This window comes from Vibrio sp. 14G-20 (assembly GCF_026241515.1).
GTDB lineage: Bacteria > Pseudomonadota > Gammaproteobacteria > Enterobacterales > Vibrionaceae > Vibrio.
Window position 1 is genome coordinate 1 of the sequence record NZ_JAPHPW010000057.1, and the last position, 1,352, is coordinate 1,352.

Consider the following 1,352-nt stretch of genomic DNA (forward strand, 5'->3'; position numbering starts at 1 on the left):
TAACGCTGAGATACGATGTCGAGCTACTACGGTAGTGAAGTCATTGATGCCATGCTTCCAGGAAAAGCCTCTAAGCTTCAGATTGTAAGGAATCGTACCCCAAACCGACACAGGTGGTCGGGTAGAGAATACCAAGGCGCTTGAGAGAACTCGGGTGAAGGAACTAGGCAAAATGGTACCGTAACTTCGGGAGAAGGTACGCTCTTATCAGTGAAGTCCCTTGCGGATGGAGCAGACGAGAGTCGCAGATACCAGGTGGCTGCAACTGTTTATTAAAAACACAGCACTGTGCAAAATCGTAAGATGACGTATACGGTGTGACGCCTGCCCGGTGCCGGAAGGTTAATTGATGGGGTTAGACTTCGGTCGAAGCTCTTGATCGAAGCCCCGGTAAACGGCGGCCGTAACTATAACGGTCCTAAGGTAGCGAAATTCCTTGTCGGGTAAGTTCCGACCTGCACGAATGGCGTAATGATGGCCACGCTGTCTCCACCCGAGACTCAGTGAAATTGAAATCGCTGTGAAGATGCAGTGTACCCGCGGCTAGACGGAAAGACCCCGTGAACCTTTACTACAGCTTGGCACTGAACATTGAACCTACATGTGTAGGATAGGTGGGAGACTTTGAAACCGCGTCGCTAGATGTGGTGGAGTCGTCCTTGAAATACCACCCTTGTAGTTTTGATGTTCTAACGTTGGTCCCTGAATCGGGATTACGGACAGTGCCTGGTGGGTAGTTTGACTGGGGCGGTCTCCTCCCAAAGAGTAACGGAGGAGCACGAAGGTGGGCTAAACACGGTTGGACATCGTGTGGTTAGTGCAATGGCATAAGCCCGCTTGACTGCGAGAATGACAATTCGAGCAGGTGCGAAAGCAGGTCATAGTGATCCGGTGGTTCTGAATGGAAGGGCCATCGCTCAACGGATAAAAGGTACTCCGGGGATAACAGGCTGATACCGCCCAAGAGTTCATATCGACGGCGGTGTTTGGCACCTCGATGTCGGCTCATCACATCCTGGGGCTGAAGTCGGTCCCAAGGGTATGGCTGTTCGCCATTTAAAGTGGTACGCGAGCTGGGTTTAGAACGTCGTGAGACAGTTCGGTCCCTATCTGCCGTGGGCGTTGGAAAATTGAAAGGGGCTGCTCCTAGTACGAGAGGACCGGAGTGGACGAACCTCTGGTGTTCGGGTTGTCATGCCAATGGCATTGCCCGGTAGCTAAGTTCGGAATCGATAACCGCTGAAAGCATCTAAGCGGGAAGCGAGCCTTGAGATGAGTTTTCCCTGGCACTATAAGTGTCCTAAAGGGTTGTCGTAGACTACGACGTTGATAGGCAGGGTGTGTAAGTGCTG

General features: G+C 52.0%; 1 rRNA gene. It reads left to right on the forward strand.

The annotated features are described in order from the left end of the window. Positions 1 to 1,352, forward strand: a 23S ribosomal RNA gene (locus OQJ75_RS22415); the annotation flags it as partial.